The 18,929-nt window shown below is 44.6% G+C and carries 15 protein-coding genes and 1 pseudogene; 6 read left to right on the top strand and 10 right to left on the bottom strand.

Annotated features, from left to right (window positions below; all coding sequences use genetic code 11):
- Positions 1-8 precede the first annotated feature (8 nt).
- From BDD26_RS15430 to BDD26_RS15460, 7 genes are read right to left on the bottom strand one after another with little or no spacing between them, the layout of a single operon-like run.
- Positions 9-785 carry a cobalt-precorrin-4 methyltransferase gene (locus BDD26_RS15430; protein ID WP_038268486.1) on the bottom strand — a complete coding sequence of 259 codons (777 nt, stop codon included), beginning with the start codon at positions 783-785 and terminating at the stop codon, positions 9-11.
- Positions 786-819: 34 nt separating this feature from the next.
- A complete protein-coding gene (locus BDD26_RS15435; protein ID WP_115827040.1) occupies positions 820-1,404 on the bottom strand; it encodes a decarboxylating cobalt-precorrin-6B (C(15))-methyltransferase in 585 nt (194 codons plus the stop codon).
- A complete protein-coding gene (locus tag BDD26_RS15440) occupies positions 1,394-2,050 on the bottom strand; it encodes a cobalt-precorrin-7 (C(5))-methyltransferase (RefSeq protein ID WP_115827041.1) in 657 nt (218 codons plus the stop codon). The genes BDD26_RS15435 and BDD26_RS15440 overlap by 11 nt, the downstream gene beginning before the upstream one ends.
- Positions 2,050-3,225: a cobalt-precorrin-5B (C(1))-methyltransferase CbiD gene (gene cbiD / locus BDD26_RS15445; protein ID WP_115827042.1), complete on the bottom strand. Its 1,176-nt coding sequence runs from the start codon at positions 3,223-3,225 to the stop codon at positions 2,050-2,052. Before cbiD ends, BDD26_RS15440 begins: the two co-directional genes overlap by 1 nt.
- The gene (locus tag BDD26_RS15450) at positions 3,218-3,859 is read right to left on the bottom strand and encodes a cobalt-precorrin-8 methylmutase (protein ID WP_115827043.1); all 642 of its coding nucleotides are present in this window, start codon (positions 3,857-3,859) and stop codon (positions 3,218-3,220) included. The genes cbiD and BDD26_RS15450 overlap by 8 nt, the downstream gene beginning before the upstream one ends.
- A 12-nt stretch (positions 3,860-3,871) precedes the next feature.
- The gene (gene cbiB, locus BDD26_RS15455) at positions 3,872-4,831 is read right to left on the bottom strand and encodes an adenosylcobinamide-phosphate synthase CbiB (protein WP_115827044.1); all 960 of its coding nucleotides are present in this window, start codon (positions 4,829-4,831) and stop codon (positions 3,872-3,874) included.
- A complete protein-coding gene (locus BDD26_RS15460) occupies positions 4,828-6,225 on the bottom strand; it encodes a cobyrinic acid a,c-diamide synthase CobB (protein ID WP_038268485.1) in 1,398 nt (465 codons plus the stop codon). The genes cbiB and BDD26_RS15460 overlap by 4 nt, the downstream gene beginning before the upstream one ends.
- A gap of 851 nt (positions 6,226-7,076) precedes the next feature.
- Here BDD26_RS15460 and cobA point away from each other — a divergent pair.
- Genes cobA through BDD26_RS15475 form a run of 3 tightly spaced genes read left to right on the top strand, consistent with a single transcriptional unit; the run spans position 7,077 to position 9,803 of the window.
- On the top strand, positions 7,077-7,880 hold the full coding sequence (cobA, locus tag BDD26_RS15465; RefSeq protein WP_038268419.1) for a uroporphyrinogen-III C-methyltransferase: 804 nt from the start codon (positions 7,077-7,079) through the stop codon (positions 7,878-7,880).
- Entirely contained in the window at positions 7,877-8,950 is a 1,074-nt protein-coding gene (gene cobD / locus BDD26_RS15470) for a threonine-phosphate decarboxylase CobD (RefSeq protein WP_115827045.1), read from the top strand. Before cobA ends, cobD begins: the two co-directional genes overlap by 4 nt.
- A complete protein-coding gene (locus tag BDD26_RS15475; protein WP_115827046.1) occupies positions 8,943-9,803 on the top strand; it encodes a GHMP family kinase ATP-binding protein in 861 nt (286 codons plus the stop codon). The genes cobD and BDD26_RS15475 overlap by 8 nt, the downstream gene beginning before the upstream one ends.
- Positions 9,804-9,952: 149 nt before the next feature.
- On the opposite strand, the gene BDD26_RS15480 is transcribed toward BDD26_RS15475, so the two are convergent.
- Both BDD26_RS15480 and BDD26_RS15485 read right to left on the bottom strand, forming a co-directional pair.
- Positions 9,953-11,056 carry a YadA-like family protein gene (locus BDD26_RS15480; RefSeq protein ID WP_115827047.1) on the bottom strand — a complete coding sequence of 368 codons (1,104 nt, stop codon included), beginning with the start codon at positions 11,054-11,056 and terminating at the stop codon, positions 9,953-9,955.
- Between the two features lie 239 nt (positions 11,057-11,295).
- Positions 11,296-12,243, bottom strand: coding sequence for a LysR family transcriptional regulator (locus BDD26_RS15485; RefSeq protein WP_115827048.1), 948 nt, complete (start codon positions 12,241-12,243; stop codon positions 11,296-11,298).
- Positions 12,244-12,994: 751 nt separating this feature from the next.
- Here BDD26_RS15485 and BDD26_RS15495 point away from each other — a divergent pair.
- Both BDD26_RS15495 and BDD26_RS15500 read left to right on the top strand, forming a co-directional pair.
- A complete protein-coding gene (locus tag BDD26_RS15495) occupies positions 12,995-13,816 on the top strand; it encodes an intradiol ring-cleavage dioxygenase (protein ID WP_038268410.1) in 822 nt (273 codons plus the stop codon).
- A 561-nt stretch (positions 13,817-14,377) separates the two neighbouring features.
- A complete protein-coding gene (locus BDD26_RS15500) occupies positions 14,378-15,118 on the top strand; it encodes a condensation domain-containing protein (RefSeq protein WP_115827050.1) in 741 nt (246 codons plus the stop codon).
- Here BDD26_RS15500 and BDD26_RS15505 read toward each other — a convergent pair.
- Positions 15,101-15,715 (bottom strand): recombinase family protein, encoded by a 615-nt coding sequence (locus tag BDD26_RS15505; RefSeq protein WP_038266159.1) that lies wholly within the window; start codon positions 15,713-15,715, stop codon positions 15,101-15,103. The two genes, BDD26_RS15500 and BDD26_RS15505, sit on opposite strands and share 18 nt — an antisense overlap.
- Positions 15,716-15,878: 163 nt before the next feature.
- On the opposite strand from BDD26_RS15505, the pseudogene BDD26_RS15510 reads away from it, so the two are divergent.
- Positions 15,879-18,689: pseudogene (locus BDD26_RS15510) on the top strand (Tn3 family transposase); the annotation flags it as partial.
- Positions 18,690-18,929 lie beyond the last annotated feature (240 nt).

Raw genomic sequence — 18,929 nt, forward strand, 5'->3', positions numbered from 1 at the left:
TCATTGTGTCAGGCGCTACGGTATTCATGGCTGAACCTCGCATCGTACAGTTTCGAATAGTGATACTCTTCTCCAAGAAAAGCCCCCACCAGAATCAAGGCCGTTTTACGAATGCCGGCGCTGCGTACCTGTTCAGCTATTGTCTCCAATGTCCCACGCACAATCTGACAGTCTGGCCAGGTTGCTTTGTAAACCACGGCAACCGGGGTTTCCTGCCCATATCCCCCCTGAATCAATCGCGCAACAACCCTGGTAATGTTCTGTACCGAAAGGAAGATCGCCATTGAAGTCTGATGAGCAGCAAAGGATTCCAGCGTTTCCCGTGGCGGCATCGGGGTTCTGCCTTCCATCCGGGTAATAATCAAACTTTGTGCGACTTCGGGCACGGTGTATTCCACTCCCAATTGGGCAGCAGCGCCAAGAAATGAACTCACGCCAGGCACAGAGACAAAACCAATAGCGTGATTTGCCAGTTCTTCAGCCTGTTCACGGATGGAACCAAACAGCGACAAATCTCCCGTTTGCAGGCGAACCACTAATTTGCCCGCTTTCACACCATTCACCATTAATTCCGTGATTTCCGGTAACGTCAGTTTTGCGCTGTCATGACATTCGGCATCTGCCCGGCAATACTCCAGTAATTCCCGATTGATCAGCGAACCGGCATAAATCACTACGTGAGCCTGACGTAATAATTGATAGCCTTTTAAAGTAATCAGACTCTTATCTCCCGGCCCTGCACCAACAAACCAGACTTTTTCAGTATCAAAACTGACGCTATCCATATTTTCAGGATTGAGGCATTCAGAATTAATGTATTCAGGCATCGTCCTGCTCCTCTTGCACAAAATCTTTCTGACAGGACAACAAATAAGTGGGATTGTTAGGTTTGAAATAATGTCCTTGCCCTAATGCCGTCAGTTCTCCCACCTGAATTTCACGTCCATCTAGCGCTGTTACCCGACAAGATTTCAGATGCGACAATGCTTGCGTGAAGTTTTCCAGCAGGATAAAAGTCATTACCAAACGTCCACCGGAATTCAGGTGCAATAACGCCCAATCAATGATTTCGGTCAGATGACCGCCCGTTCCGCCGATGAAGATAGCATCCGCAGTGTTTTCCAATGGCACAGGAGCAACCCCAGACTGGATGCGGATCCTATGGCAGCCAAAATGCTGAATATTTTCAGCAAGGAGTGACAGTGCATCTTCTTTGCGCTCAATGGCGAGGATATCCAATGCGGGATAACGCAGTGCCGCTTCAATACTGACACTGCCAGTACCCGCACCAACATCGATAAAACGGAAGGCTTTTTCCAGCTCCAGTCGTTCTAACGCCAGCGTTCTAACGACTTCTTTGGTCATTGGGATACGATGACCGCGCAAAAACAGTTCATCTTTCATCAGGATCACCATTCAGAATCACCACGACATTCAGACCATAATTAATGTCGCCGCGTTGCACGACTTCTTCTGCGGCCAGACAAATAATTTGCTCATGTTCATGGGATAAATTTTTACCAATCACCATGCGACGTTGTTGTCCTCGCGCCAGAATTTCTTGTGCAATCTGGCAGGGACCAATAATGTCATCCGTTACCATGGCGATTTTTTCGTGTTGCAGCAGCCAGTCAAAGTCCGGTTTGCGCCCGTGGCTACTGGTGAGATAAATGTCGTTCATATCTAATAAAATCCGGGCGCACAAATATTGGATTGAGCTGATACCAGAGATAATGCGGATATTTTGTCTGCCCGCATTTTGCTCGCCGGTACGTGACCCAGAGAAATGTTCGGTAATTCGCTTACCAATGCCATAAAAGAGCGGATCGCCCGAAGCCAGCACAACAATTTGCCGATGCTGATTCCGTTCAAGCCACTGCATTAATCCATCCACATCAGCATTCACACGGCGGGTTTCCCCATCAAAATATGGAAATTCATCAAGATGGCGTTTTCCTCCGACCAGGATTTCTGCCTGCCTGATGGCATCTAACGCAGCTAACGTTTGGTTTGCAGTGGCACCTGGACCAATACCCACAACAGTAATCATCAGCAACCCTCCATAAAATCTTTCACTATCTCAGCTACAGGCCTGTTGCAGCCCAACACCTGGTTATCAAACGAGAACAGAATGGCGTCGCACTGCGGCTTGCCTTTGGCGAAACGCAACATTTGGTCGATACGCCCGCAGATTTTCCGGGCAATTTGTTGATGCACAGCCTGCCAGCCCTGCTCTGCAATCAGCTCAATAGCTGCTTCGGTGGTATCACATTGATCTACTGCCTGAATCAGTTCGAATGGTGCTCCCATCAAGGCCAGATTAGCGATCAGCGTTTCCATACGGCCATCTGCAATATGGCTGTGGGTATGAAAAATACCGGCGGCAATTTTCACCAACTTGCCGACATGCCCTGCCAGCATCACATGGCGAAACTCCAGGCGCACCGCTTCTTGCAGCATATAACCGACAAAATTGCTCATCGTGACGACATAATTCGCATCAATGCCCAACTGCTGGCTGACAAAACGTTCACCGTGATTTCCCGGCACAAAAATAATGCGATCCAGCCCACTGGCACGTTTGGTCTCTAATTCCAGCGCCAGAGAACGTTTCCAGCTCTCTTCCGACATCGGCATCACAATGCCGGTTGTGCCGATAATCGAGATTCCGCCCTTAATGCCTAATCTGTCGTTATAGGTTTGCTTTGCCCGTTCCTCACCCTCAGGGGCAAAGATGACGATATCCGCCCCGCGGTTCGGCCCGATCGCCTCCCGCACCCCCTCTTCAATGGTATGTCGTGGCGTTTTATTGATAGCCGCCCAACCAATAGGCAAACCCACTCCTGCCCGTGTTACTCTGCCGATACCTTCACCCCCATCCAGCGTGATCACGCCACTGTCATTCAGGGAAACACGGGCAAAAATCAACATGCCGTGGGTTGCATCCACATCATCGCCACCATCTTTGCGGATAGCGGCAACCGCCTGCTGTCCTTCAATCAAAGGCTGCTCGACATTCAAGGCCAATGTGACACCAGAAGGCGTGACAATCGAAATCTGATGAATAATCTGCTGACGCAAAATCATTAACGCAGCGACTCGTGCGGCGGCTGTGGCACAAGATCCCGTGGTGTAGCCCTTGCGATACTGTTTTCCTCTGTGCCAAACCGTTCCGAGGTTATCGGCAGGTTTATCATCGTTCGATTTATCGCTGACTTCATTCATGCCTTACCTCCGGCATCCGGTACAGAATGGCGTTGATAATGGCGGCGGCAATATTACTGCCTCCCTTGCGACCTTTTGCAGCGATGCAATTTAATCCGCTATTGATAAGGGCATTTTTTGATTCTTCCGCGCCAACAAACCCAACGGGCACACCAACAACAGCAATGGGCGTAACTCGATGTTCCATCAACCGAAACAGTGCCGTCGGGGCGTTGCCAAAGACAAAAATTTTCTCCCCCGGTTCTTGCAGGGCCAGATCAACTGCCGCCATTGAACGGGTGATTTGCTGTTCTTTTGCCATTTGAATGGTGCGGGGATCACTGACATAACAACGGCATTCACTACCGTACTGAGCCAGCCGGGCTTTATTGATGCCAGATAACGCCATTGTCGTATCGGTATATAACGTACAGCCACGCAATATACCGTCACGAATAAGACGCAAAATATCGGGAGAAAAATAGAGAATATCCAGCCAGTCAAAATCAGCAGTGGTATGGATTACTCGTTTGATTACAGCTTCCTGATCTGCATCGACAAAGTGATAATCAGGACGCGACTCGACAATAAGCCGGCTGATGATATCAAAGCTATTTCGTTCAATCTGTTGGGGTTGTCGGATGTAATTGTTCATGTTGCTCTCTCCTTATACCGTCACACTGGCTAAACTATGCAGCAGCGCAAACAACAGGAGTGCCATTACTGATGCCACCATCATCATCTGAACAGACTGTGGAATATCGTCAGGAGTGACCTCGCGCCTTGCATCACCAATCCACGGCTTTTCGACAAGCTGATTAAAGTAAACACTCGGCCCGCCAAGACGGATGCCTAATGCCCCTGCCACAGTTGCTTCCGGCCAGCCACTATTGGGACTACTGTGCTGATAACGATCACGCCAACCGATATGCAGTGCCTGCCGGAAATCTAAACCCTGCCATTTCGCAGCCATCGCCAGCAGCAACCAGCCCAAACGGGCGGGCAGCCAATTCGCCACATCATCCATACGTGCCGAAAACATTCCCAGAGCCCGATAACGGGGCGTTTTATAGCCCACCATTGAATCAAGGGTATTGATAGCCTTATAGGCCATAGCAAGTGGAGCTCCGCCGAGCATTAAGAAGAACAATGGTGCAATCACACCGTCCACGCTGTTTTCTGCTACAGTTTCAATCGCAGCACGGCTAATTTGTGGCGGTTGCAATTGGGAAGTGTCCCGGCCGACAATTTTTGCGAGCTGTTCACGGCTGGCACTCAAATTCCCCTGACACAAGGCCCGATAAACGGCATTGGCTGCATCACTCAGGCTGCGTGCTGCCAACACGGTATAAATCAGCCAAATTTCAGCTAACCATCCTAGCCAAAACGTCACACTATAGGCCAACTGCAAAACCCAATAACTCGCCAGCCAGACGCTCCCCACGACTAACAGCCATAACAGTACGCCACCCCATTTCAGGCCGGTTTCTGTCCGGCAAAACCGGCGAATAAATTGCTCAGTCTGATTGATAAGTTGCCCTATCCAGCGCACGGGATGCGGCCAGTGAGGAGGATCACCCAATTTCATATCCAGAATAAAAGCGGCAAACCACAATAAAACTGTCATAACAGCCTCCGTGCCATCATCAGCCAGCGATGGAGCAAATTAGGCCGTTGGGCAAAATGGATATGCAGATAACCCGCCAGTGTATTGCCGTTCTGGTAACCGCCCTGCCAGCTTTTCTGCGCTGCTTTTGATGTCCCTTTGATACATTGAAAAACAGGCGGCTGAGTCGTGATAAAATCCGAGTAATGGAATTCATGCCCTCGCAGCGTTTCTCTCTTTGCTACTAAAGGCGTATCACACATTGCGGTGGCTTCGCAGTAACCAAAACGTTTCAGGTGATCTCCCATCCGGCTTTCACCGGCAATCAAACCCACCATGTCATGCCGTACACCGTCTGTATCAATCAGGGCATCACCGAGATACATCAGACCACCGCATTCCGCATAAATGGGAATGCCTTTTTGATGCGCCTGACGTAATGCGGTATGCATGGCGTAGTTGGAAGATAAAGTGCGGGCATAAATTTCAGGGTATCCTCCACCCAGATAGATCATCTGGCATTCAGGTAACTGGTGATCATGCAGAGGGCTGAAGCGTTTGATAGTCACGCCTGCTTTTTCCAATAACAGCAGGTTATCGGGATAATAGAAGTTGAATGCCTCATCTTCTGCCAGAGCCAGCGTCAAACCTTGTCCCATTGAGGGATCAACCAGAGAATCGATATTTCCTTTCGGCAAGGAAGACAGCCGGGTTAATGCCAGCAACTTATCCAAATCCACCGAGGCTTCAATCTGCTGAGCAAGACGAGACCAGCATTCTTCGTGCTGATTTTTGTCATCACACTGACCGTCTTGTTCTTGTGCAGGGATCAGCCCAAGATGGCGGGAAGGAAGGGTAATCTCTGGCATAACAGGAAGCCGCCCCAAAACAGGAATACCGCAATAACCTTCAATTGCCTGTTTTAATAACTGGAAGTGGCTATCCCGATTGACGCGGTTGATCAGCACTCCCACAATATTGACCGTCGGGTCGAACTGCTGAAACCCCATCACTGTAGCGGCAATTGAGGTAGAAACCGCTTTACCATCCACCAATAAAATCACCGGACAGTTAAGTTGTTTTGCCATCGCCGCACTACTGCAATAATTGGGGTCTGTACCATAGCCATCGTATAACCCCATGACTCCTTCAATAACCGCAACATCTTTATCGGCCATAGCCTGGCTAAACAAACCATTCAGGATAGATTCGGGAAGCATAAAAGCATCAAGATTACGCGAAATGATTCCTGTCACGGCGCGATGCCAGCCACCGTCCAGATAGTCAGGCCCGATTTTGAACGGCTGTACCCGCAGTGAACGGTCCATCAAAGCGCGCATGATGCCCAACGTAACGGTTGTTTTACCACATCCGCTACCTGTACCGGCGATGACAAAAGCATATTTCTGTTGCATGTGCTTACCCCAAAACATTTAAATCCTGTATTGGTGTTAAAACCGGACTTATTTTTAAGTCGGCATCGTTTTTAATGTCGGTATAGCTTTTAAGTTGGTATTGGTTTTAAAATCGCATGAGTATTAGGATCCTCAATTAATATTCTCAATCATTGATATGTATCAAACAAAAGGTTTTTAATTCACTTTTGACAGAACAATTAATATTCTATGAACAGTCTGAAAATCAACAACTCATTCCAATCTGGATAAATAAGCCATGCAATAACGCCATGATTAAAAAACAAGTTTCATGCAACAATACAACAGGAAAATAAATTTATTTTCAAAATACACATTTTTTACCTTTATAAAAACACTCTTTATTACTTTTGTGATCTTGTTCATGAATACTCGTTTTTAAAAACTATTTTTGGTTCAGATAAAATAAAAAATAATACATAACAATAAGTAAAAAGACAAACAAAAGATCATAATATATTGAATTTAATGATATTTATTTTAAATTCAAAAAAATACAATTCATTAATATAATAAAATTATTTTTATATGGGTAAATATTTTCAATAGATAACCAATTTCAACTTGAAAATTATTCATACTTAAAAATAAGAATATTGATATAAATCAAATTTACCTATCTCCTGTTGATATAATAATGATGAAAAAATTAAAACAGACATAGCAAACTTTTTAAGAACAAGAAAAGACCATCAATAAAATAATAAACAAAAAACACAGGTAAGAATAAAGTAACCTTTTTAAAAATATAAAGCACAACCTCACTGTTTTGATGAAAAATATATTTTTTTCTTTGATTATTTAGATTTTAAATTCATAGAGGTAATCCAATGAATAAAGGTTATGTGTGGTTAGTAGGTGCAGGCCCAGGTGATGCAGGTTTAATCACGGTCAAAGGATTACACTGTATTCAATCTGCGGATGTCATTGTTCATGACCGTCTCGTCAATTCTGAACTTATTGCCCTGAGACCAGATCACTGTGAAATTATCAATGTTGGAAAAGAACATGATTATCATCCTATCCCACAGGAAGAAATTAATCAGATTCTGGTAAGACATGCACTGGCTGGAAAGCAGGTTGTCCGTCTGAAAGGTGGCGACCCTTATGTCTTCGGCCGCGGAGGAGAAGAAGCGGAAGTGCTGGCACAACATGGTATTAAGTTTGAAATTGTGCCGGGGATCAGTTCCTCAATTGGTGGATTAGCCTACGCTGGCATCCCTGTCACCCACCGCGATTACGCATCAAGTTTCCATGTTGTGACAGGTCATACATCTCAAGGCAATGAACAACAGAACTGGGAAATACTCGCTCAATTGGAAGGAACATTGATTATTTTAATGGGGATGACCCGCTTGATGGATATCTGCCAGCAATTAATACGATATGGCAAATCCCCTGCCACACCTGCGGCAGTGATCATGTACGCCAGCCATTCCAAACAAAAGAGTGTGACAGGCACACTGGAAACTCTGGCTTCAAAAGTGGAAGCGGAAAAACTGCATGCCCCTGCGCTGATTGTGGTTGGCGATGTCGTCAATTTAGCGGACACACTCTCCTTCTCACCAACTTATCTGACACCCGGTGAGCTATTTCCTGCATTGGAGAATCCCGCAGAGAGAGCAATACCATGAGTGAACATGGAGGCAATATCATTGGCGTTGCCCAACAATATGGCCTGCCAGCCGGTGAGCTGATTGATTTCAGTGCTAATATCAATCCGTTGGGGGCACCTGCACGGGTTAAAGCGTTAATCAAAGATAGTCTTGCCGATATCGAAAAGTACCCGGATGTGGAATATCGCCATTTGCATCAGGCAATCGCAAAGGCCCAACAATGTGATTACACAAAGGTAATAGCCGGTAATGGTGCAACAGAACTGATCTATGCCGTCGCCCGTTATCTCAATCCCAAACGAGCCTTGCTTCTTACTCCGGGATTTGCCGAATACCGACGGGCCTTGCAGCAAATTGGAACAGAGATTATCGATTATCCATTAGCAGCAGAAACCGGATTTCAACCTGATTTACGCCTGTTCAATACGCTTGCGGCGACTAAACCCGATTGCGTTTTTATCGCCACACCCAATAATCCCACCGGATTAATGCCGGATAACCAGTTTATGCAATCGCTGGTAGCATATTGTGAGAGTCAGGGGATCTCGCTGATTGTCGATGAATCCTTTATTGATTTTCTGCCTGATAACCGGGGGTTGATACCTCAATGTGCGGTCACTATTCATCTTTATGTATTGCGTTCAATGACAAAATTTTTTGCCATCCCAGGGTTACGTTTAGGCTATTTAGTCAGCGGAAATGCAGCGGGGATTGCAGAGATGAAAAACCGACGTGAACCGTGGTCAATTAATGCCTTTGCTGCGCGGGTTGGTGAGATTTTGTTTGATGAACATGATTATATTTCTGCAACCCATCAATGGCTGAAATCGCAGCAATATTATCTGTGGAACCAACTTTCAACCTTCCCTGAACTGACGGTCTGGCCGCCAGCGGCTAATTTTCTGTTCTTTCGCTGCAATCAACCCAATGTCGATTTATGGCATGCTTTGCTTAAACATCGGTTATTGATTCGCCATTGTAAAAATTATGCAGGATTAGACGAACGTTACTATCGCATAGCCGTGCGCAGTGAGTGGGAAAATCAGCGCCTGATCGCAGCCATGCAGCAGGTTTTTACCTATGGCTGAAGCCGCTTGTCCTGCCTCCTGTGGAGAACTTATACAAGGGTGGCTGTTTGGCGGAGAAAAGTTAATCTCTTGCCCAATCAATTGGTTCAGTTATGTTTCTGTCAGTGAAGGTATTCCCGTACCACACGAACGGCCACGTATGCGTCAGATGGTAAATTTATTGCTGGATTACTGGCAGGAGCCATCTGAACTGACTTCTGGCTTGCGTATTGAGCACCAATCAACAATTCCAGTCGCTAAAGGCATGGCCAGCAGCACAGCAGATATTGCTGCCACCGCACAGGCCACCGCCAGATTATTAGGCAAGTCACTGACCAGTAAAGAATTAGCGCAACTCTGTGTCAGACTGGAACCCACTGACAGTACGATATTCGAACAATTGACTTTGTTTGATCATCTCACCGCCCAGACTCAGATTCCCTTCGGCTGGCAACCGGATATTGATATTTTGCTACTGGAAAGCTCACAAACTATTTTGACAGAAAAATACCATCAGCAGGATCACGGCGCACAATTGCGGGATAACGCCCCGCTATTCCGGCAGGCATGGTGGCAATTTTGTACAGCGATCCAACGACATGACAATGACTGTCTTGGGGAGGCTTGCACATTAAGCGCCATCGCCAGCCAATCGATACTGCCAAAACCTTGTTTTGATCAACTGCGGGATTTGGTCGAAAAAACCGGGATCTACGGCCTGAACGTTGCTCACAGCGGCAGTGTTGTTGGCCTGTTATTCAATTCACATCACCATGACGCAAATTACCTGCGCTGGTGGCTGCACCAAAAGAGGATCGCTGGATACTATCCGAAAATTCATCAAGTCAAACTGATTGCGGGTGGTGTCCGTTGAGCGGTATGCCAAAACAGTAACCAAAACAACACACACAAGAACAATGGAAATAGAAAAAAGTCAGGAGAGGCTAAATGCCTCTCCTGTTATTTCTCGTACTTACTTCATGTTTTTACTTACTTTATATTACAGCAAGCAAAAGAGGAAACTTACCAGCTTATACCAACACCCGCCCCAAATACCGGACTACCTGAATTATTCCAGCTGGTTGACAATCTAAGGCTTACATTTTCATTCAGTTTATCCTGAATACCTAAAGCGACAGCGCTGCCATTTCTGTATTGGCCTAAGCCTAAACCAAGACTAAATCCGGTATTATTGCTATAAGGAATATTGCTCATTGCTGCTACGCTGGCAACACCAGCATTAGCGCGTTTTTCAATTCGGTCAATTTTATTATCGAGATAATTAACTTTTTGGTCTGTATATGATTGTAATTCGTTGAAACGTTGATCAGTATATCCATTTGCTTTACCTAACGTTTCTATATCTCCTGAAATACGGTTCTGAGATTCAGTGCTCAGTTTTCCATGCACATCAAGTAGCCCTTTGTTCAGCTCACCGCTCAGCTCATCTTTCACATCCTTTTTCACATCCTTCACTACTGATTGTTCTACATTCTTCTTCACATCATCTTTCAGAGCACCTTCCAGATCAGTTTTCACTTTTCCTATTCTCTTATCTGTATCAGTCTTCGTGTACACATCTGCTGCATTTGCCTTCTCACCTAACTTCGTATCTGCATCAGTCTTCGTGTACACATCTGCTGCATTTGCCTTCTCACCTAACTTCGTATCTGCATCAGTCTTCGTGTACACATCTGCTGTATTTGCCTTCTCACCTAACTTCGTATCTGCATCAGCCTTCGTGTACACATCTGCTACATTTGCCTTCTCACCTAACTTCGTATCTGCATCAGTCTTCGTGTACACATCTGCTGCATTTGCCTTCTCACCTAACTTCGTATCTGCATCAGTCTTCGTGTACACATCTGCTGTATTTGCCTTCTCACCTAACTTCGTATCTGCATCAGCCTTCGTGTACACATCTGCTGTATTTGCCTTCTCACCTAACTTCGTATCTACTGTAGTCTTCGTGTACACCTCTTCCTTGCCGCTGCCGCCGGTGTCCGCTCCATCTACAAACGTTGTACCGCTGGCAGTTGCTGCTGCTGCCGTCTCAGATAATAATGCAGAGGAGATCAAAACAGATAAAATTGCTAATTTACGCGGTGTAGTTTTCATATTAAACATATTAAAATTTTCCCATTATTAATGAGTGATTAGTGTGTGGAACTACTAACAAAATGTATTGGCTTACATTTTGTTAATTCTTAAATTCTTTTCTTTAATAAACTTAATCTTTTTTAAATAAATCATCAGGTTTTTTTAATTCCAAATCTTTCCTTCTTTTGTTAATCAATACCAACAGATTTTAGATTAATATCCGTGCATTTATAATTTCGGACAAATAAGTGGCTTTATAATAAAAACTATGTGCCTGTTTCCTGATATTCAAGACAGCTTTTTTGCATACCGTTTTTACTTTGACCTTTATAACGAAATGCCTCAATTAATTTTACAAAAGCCGATGTATGTTGTTTTCGACTCGGATAATAAAGAAAATATCCCGGGAAAGGTTCACACCAATCCTCTAAAACTTTAACTAACTTCCCCTCAGCAACTTCTTTTTCTACAGCGTCTTCAGGAACAATAGATAATCCAAGCCCCAAAGCAGCCGCTTCTATACGCATCTCCAGATTATTAAAAGTCAGCTGACCTTTGACCCGTACCCGCGTTCGCTGCCCGCCCTTAGAAAATTCCCAGGTATATAAACCCCCTAAGGTAGGTCGCCGGATATTGATACAATTGTGATGCTGCAAATCGAGCGGCGTTTCCGGTTTACCGTGAGCAGCAAAATATTCTGGCGCTCCCACTACACACTCTCTCCAGTCCGGGCCAATACGTACAGCCACCATATCTTTAGCTACCAGCGTCCCCAGACGTACTCCCGCATCAAAACGGCCGCTGATAATATCGGTCATACTGTTATCCATAAACAGTTCTACATGAATATCGGGATATTCACGCACAAAAGGCTGTAACAATGGCCACACTGTAGACTGAAGCGCATGTTCTCCCAGAGTAATGCGGATATTACCCGCAATCCGATCCCGCATATCCGTCAGCGTGATGAGATCATTTTCAATTTCATTCAAATGGGGGCTGATATTGTTAATCAGCATTTCTCCCGCTTCAGTGGGCACCACGCTGCGGGTCGTTCTGGCTAGTAGTCGAATATCCAGTCGTTCTTCCAGGCTCCTTATGGCATGGCTTAATGCAGACTGTGAGAGTCCAAGTTTTGCAGCAGCACGAGTGAAACTTCTCTCATGCGCAACGACAATCAGATAAAAAATAGCCGTAAAATTATCCTTCAGCATCTTACTCATACCCCCTCTTTTCCATCAGTGTGATCTGGTTGCAACGTGATCATTTTGATATATATTAATTTCTAACAATGGGCACGAAGGGATGCTATTCAATATAACTGCCATTAATTTTAATAATATAACTGCAATTAACTCTAATAATTATGACTGCCATTAACCCTAATGAAAAAAGACAGTCGTCATGTTGTAGCTAAAGATTAACACCCTAATAAATTTTGATTAATACCGGGAAAATGATAGTGGTTATGAATTTTATTCATTAAACTGGAGTAATTAACCTTATATCCTACTGGTTTTTAGCATTCAGCTATTCAAAATATCCATATAATTATTTGCTTTTAAATGATTTTATTACCCTGCCTTTAGTGATAAAGGTGATGACCATTTGGCTGAAAATGTACAGCGGCCCCGGACAGCGAAAGCTTCCAATGAGGCTGGTGACATTGGCATGGGCGGAAATAAGGAGCGGGCTAACCGGGATCTCCGGGTTTGAATTAAGCAGTTGAACCGAAAAACTCTTTGTTTTTCCAGACCGGAAAAAATGCACAATAAAGACACAGGAACTTTCATTGAGCGTGAAAACTATAAACTATATTTAATATATGTATCTAATTATTTAATATATCACCAACTTGCGCTTGATGGGCTTTTTCAGTTTAATACCCGCTCAGCGCCTGTATTGACCTCTTTACCTGGCTTTGAATGAAATCATATTATTAAATAACATATAAGGAGCCACTTTATGAAAAATGAAAGAAGACTTTTTCTGAAACAGGCGAGTATTACTGGTGCAGTATTTTCATTATTACCTCTGATTCCAGCAGGCGCTCTCGCCTCTTCAAATAGCCAGCCAAAGAAAGAAGATGATATTAATATAGGCGTTTGTGAGATGACCCCAGAGGAAATGTCAGGCCCATATTTTATAAATAACAAACTACTGAGAAGGAATATAACAGAGGATGAACCAGGAATACCTCTTTTATTGACAATGAAAATAATTGATTCTGTAACCTGCAAACCTTTAGATGATGTCTTTATTGATATATGGCATTGTAATGCAATGGGAAAGTATTCAGGTTGGAAATACATAAACCCAGATCTTAAAGCTCCATCTGGTGGTATAGGGACGATTTCAAGAACGGATGAAAGCACATTCCTTCGTGGGGCGCAAAGGACAGATAAAGAAGGCATAGTCAGATTCACCACCATTTTCCCTGGATTCTATGCGGGAAGAGCTTTACATATCCATTTATCAGCAAGGAATGCGAATATACAAAAAAGACAGGAGGATAAATTCTATTTTGTAGGCCAGCTATATTTCCCTGAGGATATATCTAAAGAAGTCATGATTAATGATATGTATTCTCCAAGGGGTATTGACAGGCTTAAAAATGAAGATGATTCCATCTTTTCTGGCTCTAAAAATAGAGCTGCCATTTTGACAGTAAAAAAGATAGGGGATAGTCTATTGGATGGATTACATGGAAAGATAGTCTTATCGATTAATAAAGACAATGTGTCCAAGAAAATAACCCCTAAAGATTTGGCTAAACACACTGTGTAGGTATGATTACCTTAACAAAGCATAAATTCAGGAGAGGCATTTAACCTCTCCTGTTATTTTTCGGATCACGTATTCAACCCGTTGATGGTTGTGTATAATCGCCATTTTTTCGGAGAAATGAAATGGCGATTACACAAAATCATTTTCACTAAGGCAATACCGTTATTTTAAAAGGTATTTGTCAGCGCCCTGAAATAACCTGAAAGTGACCAAGTTATAATTTCATTAATGTTTTATTTTGATTTATTACTTTGTGATATTATTATCTCCAGCCACTTTAGCTCATTAATATCGGTCTATTTATTAGAAAAATTACATAGGCAGATTTGATTGCTGCTCATCACTATTCATCTCATGAATCATGAAGAAACCACCAGTAATTTTAATTACTCATATCAAAAATAAACTAAGTACCCCCCTTTTAGGATGGCAATTTAAAAAATACAGTATCTGTTTTATGAAAAGATTCATTCTTAAATATCTTCAATGGGTAACAACGTCAGGTAACTCACTTTTAATCCAGTAGCCGAATCCATTAGCCTAACTAGCAGGAGTTAAGCAATGTCTAAGTCATGCAGTCGTATTAACAACGAAAATGAAAATTCTTCTGTATCTTCTTGCAAATTTTCACTCAGCTCTACTCAGCAAGTCGTCTGGCTTGACCAGATTCTCCGACCTGATAACCCCTGCTATAATCTTGGTTCAGTTGTTCTCATTGAAGGAAAGTTGGATGAAGCACTGTTAATACGTGCTTTTGAAACCGTTGTTTATCGTCATGACGCATTACGTTTACGACTCATCAATACCCAGGCATTACCACTTCAGGAAATTGCGAAAACTTTACCCGTTGCTGTGAAAATTCACGATTTCTCACAGCATACCGACTCAGAAGCCCAAGCCACGCAGCATATCCGCGCAGCTTTCATGCAATCGTTCGATTTAAATGGCGCTCTGTGGCGTGCTGAACTACTACGGGTGAGCGATACACGCTGGTACTGGCAATTCTGTTGTCATCATTTGATCGGAGATGCTACAAGTTTAGGCCTGATCCCTGAAGACCTTGCCTATATTTATGGTTGTTTAATCAGAGGGGAACAACTATTCGAGCCTGCATCTTCCTATCTTGATTTTGTTACCGAAGATAATGCCTATTTCGACTCACAACGTTATGTGCAAGATCGGCAATTTTGGCTGGAGCGCTATGCGAACTTACCCCCCGCATTGATCCAACCGTTAAATCCAGGGGTTCTACGCCGGAACCTCAGATTTTTCCGGTCGTTGAATTTATCCCCGGTTGAGTAGCTTTATCCCGTCAGCCCGCAATTGACCATCTGGAGAAATATGTCTGTACAGGGTTTGCCGAGTTATTCCCAGTTCCTGGCATAACGTACTGACTTTTGTCTCTGGTCGTCCCATTGATGCCATTGCCAGGCGCAATTTTACAGGTGTCATTTTGTAAGGCCGACCTCCCTTCCTGCCGCGGGCTCTCGCTGATGCCAGACCAGCGGTCGTTCGTTCTGCAATGAGTTCGCGCTCGAACTCGGCCAGTGCGGCAAAAATACCAAATACGAGTTTACCGGCAGCGGTTGTGGTGTCGATGGTCGCACCATGACCAGTCAGTACCTTCAGTCCTATTCCTCTTCCGGTAAGGTCGTGCACAATATTAATGAGATGACGAAGGTCACGACCAAGACGGTCCAACTTCCATACGATCAGTGTGTCTCCTGGTCGTAGTGCCTTCAAACAGGCAGAGAGTCCAGGGCGATCTTCTCGTTTGCCGGATGCCAGGTCCTCATAAAGATGGGCAATATCAACACCAGAGTCGATCAGTGCATCACGCTGTAAATCATTCGTCTGAGAACCATCAGCTTTTGAAACCCGCATATACCCGATTAACATTTCACACCTGTCACATATACGTTCGATTAAGTGACATTCTTGTTTTTGTGTCAGAGTCTGTCAATATTAGTCACACTACCCGTCACTTAAATTATGGCACGCAAAGGGTATTATTTAATAATAATGTGACAATTACGTTTGCATAAGTAAAGGAACATCGGGGATGGCCAATAAAAATAAACTCCTCAGTATTCTTTCAGACGCCGAGCAGGAAGCTCTGTATGCTCTTCCTGATTTCGATGATGCGCAGCGACTTGAGTTTCTGGCTCTGGATGAGTCTGAATTGTCACTGGTGAACAGCCGCAAAGGGCTTCATGCTCAACTCTTTTGCATTCTGCAGATTGCTTACTTTAAAGCCAAACATCTGTTTTTTCGCTTCGGCTGGGATGATGTTCAGGATGACTGCTATTTTATTCTGAACCATTATTTCCCGGGAGAGTCACTTCCGGACAAATTTCCCACTAAGCACGAACGCTATGCTCAGCGTGAAAAAATCTGCACACTGTATGGTTACCGGCCGTGGTCATCTTCACGTCTTCACAACTTGAACAACAGGCTGCCCACATTGTTCAGCGCGATGTGACTCCCGGTTTTATCGCTACTGAACTGATTATCTGGCTAAACGCGCATAAAATCATCCGGTCTGGCTATACCACACTTCAGGAACTGGTGAGTCGGGTTCTTTCTGATGAACGGCAGAGGCTGGGGCGTATGATTACTGAACATCTTGATGATTCCACCGTTGCCCTTCTGGACAAACTGATTGAACGAGATGACACCCTTTCCCGGTTAGCTGTCCTCAGACAGGATGCACGTGACTTTGGCTGGCGACAAATGGTTCACGAACGGGAAAAACGGGCTATGCTGGAACCTCTGCACCACAAAGCCTGTAATATCTTACCTGCGCTGAATATTTCGCAGCAAAACCTGCTGTATTACGCCAGTCTGGCGAATTTCTATACTGTTTACGATCTTCGCAATCTGAAGCCAGAGCAGACCCGCCTTTATCTGTTGTGTTATGCCTGGCTCCGTTATCGCCAGTTCAGCGATAACCTGGTGGATGCGATGTTTTTTCATATGAAGCAGCTTGAGGACGAGAGCCGCCGCGTGGCTAAACAACTTATGGCTGACATACAGGAAAAACACCGACGCGAAACATCTAAAATCGGATGTCTGCTGTCACTTTATGTTGATGACAGCGTTCCAGATCCCACCACCTTTGGTGAAGTCCGTCGTCGAGCCTGGAAAATCATGCCACGGGAGACACTGAAAGCCACTGCACAGCGCATGAGCGTAAAACCCGTAAGTAAACTTGCGCTGCAATGGCAGGCTGTGGACGGTATGACGACATTAATCCGGCGTCACCTGCGCCCATTATTTATGTCTCTTGACCTCACCAACGTGGTTCAGGACAGTCCGTGGGCAGAGGCGCTGAACTGGCTCAGAATGGTATTCAGCAAAAAGCAGACACTCTCACAACGGCCACCTGAAGAATGCCCACCGGGAACATTACCCGGACGGCTGCACCCTTATCTGCTGGAGTACGGTGAAGATGGTGAACCCCTGTGTCTGAATGCCGGGCGCTACGAATTCTGGCTATATCATCAGATAAGAAAGCGTTTTCAGTCGGGTGAGTTCCATCTCAACGCCAGTCTCCGGCACCGTCACCTTTCTGATGAATTGATACAGGCAGGAGAACAGGCTTCAGTACTGGCAGAAATGAAAATTCCCTTTCTGCAGAAACCCATTAAAACGCAGCTAAAAGCATTGTCGTCCGAGTTACACCGCGTTCAACCGAGAGCTTAAGCAGGGGAAGCTGAAACATCTGGAATACGATAAAGAAACACAGAAACTGACCTGGCATAAATCTGTGCTCAGTCACCATAAGGTGCAGGAGAAGCGTTTTTATGAGCAACTGCCATTTTGCGATGTGACTGACGTCTTCCGTTTTGTTAACAGACAGTGCCGGTTCCTCCAGGGGATGAAACCGCTGCAACCCCGTTATGCCAAAAAAGAAGTTGATACAGACAGCCTGATGGCAGTTATCGTTGCTCAGGCGATGAACCATGGTAATCACGTAATGGCGCGAACCAGCTATATTCCGTTCCATATTCTGGAAACCACATACGAACAGTATCTTCGCCAGGCATCACTGCCCACGGCTAATGACTGTATTACCAACGCTATAGAAGCCCTGCCAATTTTTCCGCACTATTCGTTTGATCCTGATACCCTTTATGGTGCTGTTGACGGGCAAAAGTTTGGCGTTGAGCGCCCGACAGTAAAGTCCAGATATTCGCGTAAATACTTTGGTCGTGGCAAAGGCATAGTGGCTTACACGTTGTTGTGTAACCATATTCCGGTCAACGGATATCTGATTGGCACAAACGAATACGAAGGCCACCATGTCTTTGATATCTGGTACCGGAATTCCTCAGAGGTGAAACCCACGGTCATCACCGGTGATATGCACAGTATCAACAAAGCCAACTTTGCAATTCTGCACTGGTTTGGCCTCCGCTTTGAACCGCATTTTACGGATCTGAACAGGCAACTGCAGGAACTGTACTGCACCAGAGAACCATCAACCTACAAAAAATACCTGATTCAACCTGCCGGACAGATTGATCTGAACCTTATCATCCGCGAAAAAGGCAATCTCAAGCGTATTGTTGCCACGCTGGGGCTGAAAGAAATGACACAGGGAACGCTGATCCGCAAACTGTGTACGTATACGACAACGAATCCGACAAGGCAGGCACTATTTGAATATGACCGACTGGTCCGTAGCATTTACACGCTGAAGTATCTGCGCGACCCGCAACAGGAACGTAATATCCGCCGCTCTCAGAACCGGATTGAGTCTTATCACCAGCTGCGTGCCGCAGTGGCCAAAGTCGGCGGGAAGAAGGAGTTAACAGGAAAAAAAGTAAAACCCGATTGCCACTTGGCTTTAAGTAACACACTGACTTTCTTATTCATGCTGATAACTACAAAATCAAAATGATAGACGCGCTCCAACGCGCGTCTTCAGAACTGCCGCTTGAACTGAAAACTCACATGCTTACAAAAAGAAATAAAACATATACGTTATAATCATGTGTATTAAAATATTCATAAAATTGCAATATTTCAAATTGAAACAAATATTATAAGTTATAATTTGAAAAATAAAATTGTCTAAAGCGTTCAAAAATCACACTATATATCGTTA

The sequence above is a fragment of the Xenorhabdus cabanillasii genome, assembly GCF_003386665.1.
Classification (GTDB): domain Bacteria; phylum Pseudomonadota; class Gammaproteobacteria; order Enterobacterales; family Enterobacteriaceae; genus Xenorhabdus; species Xenorhabdus cabanillasii.

Excerpts from the sequence above, each read along its gene's own strand:
- BDD26_RS15430 (WP_038268486.1), bottom strand. The coding sequence starts at position 785 with ATGGATAGCGTCAGTTTTGATACTGAAAAAGTCTGGTTTGTTGGTGCA.
- BDD26_RS15435 (WP_115827040.1), bottom strand. The coding sequence starts at position 1,404 with ATGAAAGATGAACTGTTTTTGCGCGGTCATCGTATCCCAATGACCAAA.
- BDD26_RS15440 (WP_115827041.1), bottom strand. The coding sequence starts at position 2,050 with ATGATTACTGTTGTGGGTATTGGTCCAGGTGCCACTGCAAACCAAACG.
- cbiD (WP_115827042.1), bottom strand. The coding sequence starts at position 3,225 with ATGAATGAAGTCAGCGATAAATCGAACGATGATAAACCTGCCGATAAC.
- BDD26_RS15450 (WP_115827043.1), bottom strand. The coding sequence starts at position 3,859 with ATGAACAATTACATCCGACAACCCCAACAGATTGAACGAAATAGCTTT.
- cbiB (WP_115827044.1), bottom strand. The coding sequence starts at position 4,831 with ATGACAGTTTTATTGTGGTTTGCCGCTTTTATTCTGGATATGAAATTG.
- BDD26_RS15460 (WP_038268485.1), bottom strand. The coding sequence starts at position 6,225 with ATGCAACAGAAATATGCTTTTGTCATCGCCGGTACAGGTAGCGGATGT.
- cobA (WP_038268419.1), top strand. The coding sequence starts at position 7,077 with ATGAATAAAGGTTATGTGTGGTTAGTAGGTGCAGGCCCAGGTGATGCA.
- cobD (WP_115827045.1), top strand. The coding sequence starts at position 7,877 with ATGAGTGAACATGGAGGCAATATCATTGGCGTTGCCCAACAATATGGC.
- BDD26_RS15475 (WP_115827046.1), top strand. The coding sequence starts at position 8,943 with ATGGCTGAAGCCGCTTGTCCTGCCTCCTGTGGAGAACTTATACAAGGG.
- BDD26_RS15480 (WP_115827047.1), bottom strand. The coding sequence starts at position 11,056 with ATGTTTAATATGAAAACTACACCGCGTAAATTAGCAATTTTATCTGTT.
- BDD26_RS15485 (WP_115827048.1), bottom strand. The coding sequence starts at position 12,243 with ATGCTGAAGGATAATTTTACGGCTATTTTTTATCTGATTGTCGTTGCG.
- BDD26_RS15495 (WP_038268410.1), top strand. The coding sequence starts at position 12,995 with ATGAAAAATGAAAGAAGACTTTTTCTGAAACAGGCGAGTATTACTGGT.
- BDD26_RS15500 (WP_115827050.1), top strand. The coding sequence starts at position 14,378 with ATGTCTAAGTCATGCAGTCGTATTAACAACGAAAATGAAAATTCTTCT.
- BDD26_RS15505 (WP_038266159.1), bottom strand. The coding sequence starts at position 15,715 with ATGTTAATCGGGTATATGCGGGTTTCAAAAGCTGATGGTTCTCAGACG.